The organism is Streptococcus sp. 1559, from assembly GCF_013276735.1.
Classification (GTDB): domain Bacteria; phylum Bacillota; class Bacilli; order Lactobacillales; family Streptococcaceae; genus Streptococcus; species Streptococcus pseudopneumoniae.
In genome coordinates this window covers 1-6,404 of sequence record NZ_VMLO01000120.1, presented here as the reverse complement: position 1 = coordinate 6,404, position 6,404 = coordinate 1, and the positions used below count along the sequence as shown (strand labels likewise).

General features: G+C 40.0%; 6 protein-coding genes and 1 pseudogene. 5 read left to right on the top strand and 2 right to left on the bottom strand.

Going from position 1 to position 6,404, the window contains the following annotated elements; all coding sequences use genetic code 11:
* Window positions 1-209: helix-turn-helix domain-containing protein (locus HT688_RS11055; RefSeq protein WP_172923233.1), on the bottom strand; the 209-nt coding region annotated here is incomplete at its 3' end.
* Between the two features lie 93 nt (window positions 210-302).
* Between HT688_RS11055 and HT688_RS11050 the strand changes: the two genes are divergently transcribed.
* From HT688_RS11050 to pcp, 3 genes and pseudogenes are all read left to right on the top strand, one after another.
* Window positions 303-728, top strand: coding sequence for a MarR family winged helix-turn-helix transcriptional regulator (locus HT688_RS11050; protein WP_000570119.1), 426 nt, complete (start codon window positions 303-305; stop codon window positions 726-728).
* A 10-nt stretch (window positions 729-738) separates the two neighbouring features.
* Window positions 739-1,101, top strand: coding sequence for a DUF1304 domain-containing protein (locus tag HT688_RS11045; protein ID WP_000022854.1), 363 nt, complete (start codon window positions 739-741; stop codon window positions 1,099-1,101).
* A 111-nt stretch (window positions 1,102-1,212) separates the two neighbouring features.
* Window positions 1,213-1,857, top strand: a pseudogene (pcp, locus tag HT688_RS11040) (pyroglutamyl-peptidase I).
* 117 nt (window positions 1,858-1,974) lie between these two features.
* Here pcp and HT688_RS11035 read toward each other — a convergent pair.
* Entirely contained in the window at window positions 1,975-2,853 is an 879-nt protein-coding gene (locus tag HT688_RS11035) for a DUF975 family protein (protein WP_001108855.1), read from the bottom strand.
* A 116-nt stretch (window positions 2,854-2,969) separates the two neighbouring features.
* Between HT688_RS11035 and tgt the strand changes: the two genes are divergently transcribed.
* On the top strand, window positions 2,970-4,112 hold the full coding sequence (gene tgt / locus HT688_RS11030) for a tRNA guanosine(34) transglycosylase Tgt (RefSeq protein WP_001285257.1): 1,143 nt from the start codon (window positions 2,970-2,972) through the stop codon (window positions 4,110-4,112).
* Between the two features lie 100 nt (window positions 4,113-4,212).
* Complete coding sequence (locus HT688_RS11025; RefSeq protein ID WP_001220862.1) at window positions 4,213-6,030, top strand: acyltransferase family protein; 1,818 nt, start codon at window positions 4,213-4,215, stop codon at window positions 6,028-6,030.
* Window positions 6,031-6,404: the final 374 nt, after the last annotated feature.

The window sequence follows — 6,404 nt, the reverse complement described above, 5'->3', positions numbered from 1 at the left end:
TGAAGAAGCGCTTCTAAACCAAACTCCTTATATTTTTTCAAATTCCTCCAAACAGTTGTTTTATTGCAATCTAGCAGATCCATGATTTCCTTATAACTCTTTTCTTTTGAGCGAAAATAAATAATCTGTAGACGTTTGTGATATTTGGCGTACGATGAATCTCTTAGGAGTTGTTCAATTTTTTGTGTTTCTTCGTTTGTAAGTTTCATAACTACTATTATAAGATGTTTTTTGATTTTAGTCCAGTATTATATTAAACTTGATTAATCAACTATTGATAAATCAATAGAAAGGAGGAAGAAATGATAGAGATTCAAGATTTACTGTATCAACTCCGCTTGTCTGAGCAAGCGAGTACGCAATTGTTTGAAAAAAGGCTTGGGATTAGTTTGACACGGTATCAGATTTTATTATTTTTGTTGAAGCATTCCCCTTGTAATCAAATAGCGGTTCAGGAGCGTTTGAAGATTGATCAGGCTGCTTTGACACGGCATTTTAAGATTTTAGAAAAGGAAGGTTTGGTGGAGCGTCATCGTAATCCTGAAAATCAGCGAGAAGTCTTGGTAGAGGCTACGAAGTATGCCAAGGAGCAGTTAGTGATGAATCCACCTCTGCAGCATATCAAGGTTAAGAAAGAGATGGAAAGTATCTTAACAGAGTCTGAGAGAACAGAATTCAGCCGTTTATTAAACAAATTGGTTTTGAGCATTGAAAATATAGAAATTTAAGGAGAAATAGATGTCAATTATTACAATTATTTTAGCAACAATCGTTGCTTTGGAGCATTTTTACATTTTTTATTTGGAAAGTATTGCAACGCAATCAGAAGCGACTAGTCGTGTCTTTAACATGGACAGGGAAGAACTAGCTCGTCCGTCGGTAAGTTCACTGTTTAAAAATCAAGGGATTTATAATGCTCTGCTAGGAGTCTTTCTCCTGTATGGGATTTATTTCTCACAGAATTTAGAAATTGTGACTATTTTTGTTTTATTTGTGATTGGTGCTGCGGCTTATGGCTCTCTCACAGCAGATAAGAAAATTATTTTGAAGCAAGGTGAGCCAGCTATTTTAGCCTTGATTAGTATTTTTCTCTTTAAATAAGTTCAAAGGTCAATCTTAGTCTCGCTAGTCCTTTTCACTCCGGAATAAGGGAAATATGTTATACTTGTTTTTAAGAAAAAGTCTCATTGAATTTGTTTTGAGGAGTTAGAAATGAAAGTATTAGTGACAGGTTTTGAGCCCTTTGGAGGGGAAAAGGTTAATCCAGCTTTGGAGGCCATTAAAGGTTTACCAGCTGAAATCCATGGTGCTGAGGTCCGTTGGTTAGAAGTGCCAACAGTCTTTCACAAATCGGCTCAAGTATTGGAAGAAGAGATGAACCGCTATCAACCTGACTTTGTCTTTTGTATTGGCCAAGCAGGTGGAAGATCTAGCTTGACGCCTGAACGAGTGGCTATAAATCAAGACGATGCACGCATTCCTGATAATGATGGTAATCAACCGATTGACCTTTCCATTCGCCAAGACGGTGCTTCGGCCTACTTTAGTAGTTTACCGATTAAAGCGATTGTTCAAGCTATAAAAAAAGAGGGCTTGCCGGCCTCTGTTTCCAATACGGCAGGGACTTTTGTCTGCAACCATTTGATGTATCAGGCCCTCTATTTGGTAGAAAAGAAATTTCCACATGTTAAGGCAGGTTTTATGCATATTCCTTATATGATGGAATAGGTGGTGAATCGACCTACAACTCCAGCTATGAGTTTAGTGGATATTAGGCGAGGGATAGAAGCGGCAATCGGAGCCATTATAGAACATGGAGATCAGGATCTCAAGTTGGTAGGCGGAGAAACTCATTGATAGAAAAAAGCTTGAGGGAAAACCTTCAAGCTTTTGGACGTTTTCGAGCCAATACTGCTCGGTAAAAACTCATTTTATTAATTAATTTGAATGTAGGGTAGGAGTGAAAAACTAGCCCTACCAGGGGTAGTTTAGTTGGTATTTTTTACTAAGTGCTGCTCTAAGTACTGCTCTATAAAAGCTGATTTTAGTACATTGGATATAAGGTAGGAGTAAAAAACTAGCAATGCCAAAGGTAATCCAATTGAGGAAGTACCAAGGAAGAAGCTGTAAATCTAGGACAAAGTGCTGGAACTTGTAGCCCTTCATAAAGGAACGGCTAGTTTTTAGGATTCGTCTTGGTGAGGCCTGTCCTAGGTCTAGACTATAACAGAGAAGAAATTCCACCTGTGAATAGGCATAATACTGTGGAATATAGAGGATATTTCCTACAATGATCAAGATGAGACTTGCAAGAAAGTAGAGTCCAAAGACCATGAGGAAACGCTCGGTTTCAACTGATGAGAGATCTAGATTTGGAAACTCAGGATGTAGGGTGACGAATTTTTGGGCTAAAAAGCTACTATAAAAGAGGAAGTAAATCCCAAGTAAATTAGGGATACTCCATAAAAAGAGATAGAAACGTTTGAGAAGTAGGGTCAAAAAGGTTTGAGAAAAGCGCTCCTCATCAAAGAGAGCTAGGCTGTTTTTTACAGATGGCTCCGTTTTAGAATCTTTCATGAGTGTCAGGGTTGCATAGACGGAACTGGTCAAAAGAATAGTCCCGATAAAGGAGACTAGTAGAGGAAAGAGGTAGGCTTGAAGTATTTGACCAAGTATGCTGAAAAATGGCTGTTCTAAAACAGTCACGTGGATCCGAGATAAGGGATTAAGAAAACCAGATAAGATGACCAGCATACTGGGAAGGATATAGAGGAGAAAGAGACGGGGGGTGTCAGCCTGAAAATGTTTTGACTCCTGACGAATTGTTTTTAAATCAATTTTTGGATAGTTCATTCTCTTATTATACCATAGTTCGTGACAGTTCCAGCTTTTTTTGATAAAATCATACAGTATGCCCTTGGGTACAAAGTATGAACTGGGACTGTCTTTCCCAGCTTCGGAGGTAAAAAATGTCAGATTCACCAATCAAATACCGTTTGATTAAGAAAGAAAAACATACAGGAGCTCGTCTGGGAGAAATCATCACTCCCCACAGCACCTTCCCAACACCTATGTTTATGCCAGTTGGGACTCAAGCCACTGTCAAAACTCAGTCGCCTGAAGAATTGAAGGAGATGGGTTCGGGAATTATCCTGTCAAACACCTATCATCTCTGGCTTCGTCCTGGAGATGAACTTATTGCTCGCGCAGGTGGTCTCCACAAGTTCATGAATTGGGACCAGCCTATCTTGACAGATAGTGGTGGTTTTCAGGTTTATTCCTTAGCAGATAGCCGTAATATCACAGAAGAAGGAGTAACCTTTAAAAACCATCTCAATGGTTCCAAGATGTTCCTATCGCCAGAAAAAGCTATCTCTATTCAGAATAATCTAGGCTCAGACATCATGATGTCCTTTGACGAATGTCCTCAGTTTTATCAACCTTACGATTACGTTAAGAAATCAATCGAGCGTACCAGTCGTTGGGCTGAGCGTGGTTTGAAGGCTCACCGTCGTCCGCATGACCAAGGGTTATTTGGGATTGTGCAGGGGGCAGGATTTGAAGACCTGCGTCGCCAATCGGCTCATGACCTTGTCAGCATGGATTTCCCAGGCTACTCTATCGGTGGCTTGGCAGTAGGAGAAACCCACGAAGAGATGAATGCGGTTTTGGACTTCACAACCCAACTGCTTCCTGAAAATAAACCTCGCTATTTGATGGGTGTCGGAGCGCCAGATAGCTTGATTGATGGGGTCATTCGTGGGGTGGATATGTTTGACTGTGTCTTGCCGACTCGTATCGCTCGTAACGGGACTTGTATGACCAGTCAGGGACGTTTGGTTGTCAAAAATGCCCAGTTTGCTGAGGACTTTACGCCACTGGATCCTGAGTGTGATTGCTACACATGTAAGAACTACACACGCGCCTACCTTCGTCACCTACTCAAAGCTGATGAAACCTTCGGTATCCGCTTAACTAGCTACCATAATCTTTACTTCTTGCTTAACCTGATGAAGCAAGTGCGACAAGCCATCATGGATGACAATCTCTTGGAATTCCGTGAGTATTTTGTGGAAAAATATGGCTATAATAAGTCAGGACGCAATTTCTAAAACGGAATAGATATAAGCTAAAAATCCTAAGTTTTCTCTTAGGATTTTTCTTCTTTTTTTGATAGAATAAAGTGTATAATGAAAGGGAGAATAAACTCGTATGCGCATTAAATGGTTTTCCTTGATTAGGATTACAGGTTTACTACTGGTACTCTTGTATCATTTCTTTCAGACCATCTTTCCTGGAGGATTTTTCGGGGTAGATGTCTTTTTCACATTTTCAGGTTTCCTGATTACGGCTCTACTCATCGAAGAGTTTTCTAAAAATCATGAGATTGACTTGATTGGATTTTTTAGGAGACGCTTTTATCGGATTGTGCCACCTGTGATTTTGATGGTCTTGGTAACTATGCCCTTTACCTTTCTAGTTCGCCAAGATTATGTGGCTGGAATTGGGGGTCAGATTGCGGGTGTTTTAGGCTTTATGACTAACTTCTATGAACTGCTAACAGGTGGGAGTTATGAATCTCAGTTCATTCCTCATTTGTTTGTTCATAATTGGAGCTTGGCCGTTGAGGTTCACTACTATATTCTTTGGGGATTGGCAGTTTGGTTCTTATCCAAACAGTCCAAATCAAATGGTCAGTTGAGGGGAATGGTTTTTCTCTTATCAGCTGCTGCCTTCTTGATTAGCTTCTTCTCCATGTTTATTGGTAGTTTTCTAGTGACCTCTTATTCCTCTGTTTACTTCTCCAGTTTAACTCATGTCTATCCATTCTTTTTGGGAAGTATCCTAGCAACGATTGTAGGCGTTCGTCAGACGACTTCCCTCGTCAAGCAGTTGGATAAAATCTGGGATTTACGCAAGACCCTTTTGGTTTTTGGAGGAGGTTTTGGCTTCTTACTCATTTTGACCTTCTTTGTCAAATTTACCTATCTTTTTGCCTATCTTATGGGCTTCTTACTTGCTAGCCTTGCAGCTCTTGCTATGATTCTGGCGGCGCGTGTCTTACATGAAAAGACACATCATATACAAGAGACAAAGATGATTAGCTTTTTAGCGGATACTAGCTATGCAGTTTATCTCTTCCATTGGCCTTTCTACATCATTTTCTCACAGTTGACCTCAAATCTTCTTGCTGTGTTATTAACTTTGATTTTTTCTTATGGATTTGCCAGTCTTTCATTTTATGTATTGGAACCTTGGATTGCAGGCAAGAACACACCTATTTTACAAACTCTTCGTCCCCTGCCTTATATTCACACAATTCTTGCAACAAGTACGGGAATCTTGGCCTTCATTGTCTTCTTAGTGACTTTGTTGGCACCACAAGTGGGAGCGTTTGAGACAGACTTAACTGTCAATGGCTTGAAGCAAGCTGCTAGTACTATTGCCCAAACAAAAGTGATAGCAGAACGAGCAGAAGCTGATAGTTTAGGAATTGCTGATGGCACTATGTTAATTGGTGACTCGGTGGCTTTAAGGGCAAATACAGCCCTGCAGACAGCTCTTCCTGGAGCACAAATTAACGCGCAGGTCAGCAGAACAACTAAGACTGCCAATGAAATCATGATAAACAATAGCCAAAATAAATTTTTACCTAAGATGGTGGTCATTGCGACTGGGGTAAATAATCCTGAAAATTACAAGGAAGACTGGGACAGTATCGTGAAAAATCTTCCTAAGGGCCACCATATGGTTTTGGTGACTCCTTATGAGGGAGATAAGACAAAAGAGACCTATGCCATCGTTGAGAAGGCTGCTGCCTACATGAGAGAATTGGCAGAGAAGACACCTTACATCACGATAGCAGATTGGAATCAAGTTGCGAAAGAGCATCCAGAAATTTGGGCAGGAACAGACCAAGTCCATTTCGGAAGTGACACTAGCACTATTGAAGCAGGAGCAAAATTGTATGCAGATACGATTGCCACAGCCTTGAAGACAGCTCAAGACAAGCCAGTCAAATCAAAATAACGTGTATTAAAAAGAGAAGAGTTGGAGAAATCCAACTCTTTTAAAATATCGCATCTCTGTGCCTTTCTTGTGTTTGTGGTTGAACAACAAGTATAACACAGAGGTGTTTTCTTATGTCTACACTTTCAGCTAGTTGAACCATCTAATTTTTAGGAGGGCTGGGTGGCTAACTTCATTATATAACTTTCATTTAGTAAATCGAACGTGAAAATGTCCCATTTGATAAAATAGTCGTATGAAAAGGATCCAACTGAATATGAATGAAACGAAAAAATATCTTGTGATAAAAGCTATAGACCAAGGAAAGAAAACAAAGAATCGAGCCTGTGTCGAACTGAATCTTTCTGAAAGACAAATCAATCGTCTGCTACTAG

What these genes read in the sequence shown, in the direction of transcription:
- HT688_RS11050 (WP_000570119.1), top strand. Translation starts at nt 303, where the DNA reads ATGATAGAGATTCAAGATTTACTGTATCAACTCCGCTTGTCTGAGCAA.
- HT688_RS11045 (WP_000022854.1), top strand. Translation starts at nt 739, where the DNA reads ATGTCAATTATTACAATTATTTTAGCAACAATCGTTGCTTTGGAGCAT.
- HT688_RS11035 (WP_001108855.1), bottom strand. Translation starts at nt 2,853, where the DNA reads ATGAACTATCCAAAAATTGATTTAAAAACAATTCGTCAGGAGTCAAAA.
- tgt (WP_001285257.1), top strand. Translation starts at nt 2,970, where the DNA reads ATGTCAGATTCACCAATCAAATACCGTTTGATTAAGAAAGAAAAACAT.
- HT688_RS11025 (WP_001220862.1), top strand. Translation starts at nt 4,213, where the DNA reads ATGCGCATTAAATGGTTTTCCTTGATTAGGATTACAGGTTTACTACTG.